Origin of the sequence: Bradyrhizobium sp. NBAIM18 (genome assembly GCF_020193825.1) — a bacterium.
In the GTDB taxonomy this organism is placed as follows: domain Bacteria; phylum Pseudomonadota; class Alphaproteobacteria; order Rhizobiales; family Xanthobacteraceae; genus Bradyrhizobium; species Bradyrhizobium yuanmingense.
The window spans coordinates 1-255 of record NZ_JADYVO010000087.1 but is presented as its reverse complement, the minus strand read 5'-3'; the positions used below and the strand labels follow the sequence as shown (position 1 = coordinate 255).

The window sequence follows — 255 nt, the reverse complement described above, 5'->3', positions numbered from 1 at the left end:
GATCCAGCCCTTGTGATCGAGGGCCCATACATGGTTGGCATGCTGAGGCACCGTCAGTTGCCCCATCCGCGGCGGCGCTCGTCGCCGGATCCGACGGCTGCTTACCAGTCCCGCCCGCTTGAGAATCCCGCCCGCCGTCGAGGCCGAGGGCCAATCCACATCCCCTTGGCGAGCCTCAAGCTTGCTGACGATCTTGCGCGGGCCCCAGCTCGGCCGCTCGAGCCGCAGCCCAACGATCGCATCCACGATGTGCTG

At 67.5% G+C, this 255-nt stretch carries 1 pseudogene; it reads right to left on the bottom strand.

Annotated features, from left to right (window positions below):
* A pseudogene (locus I6F17_RS37525) lies at positions 1 to 255 on the bottom strand (IS481 family transposase); the annotation flags it as partial.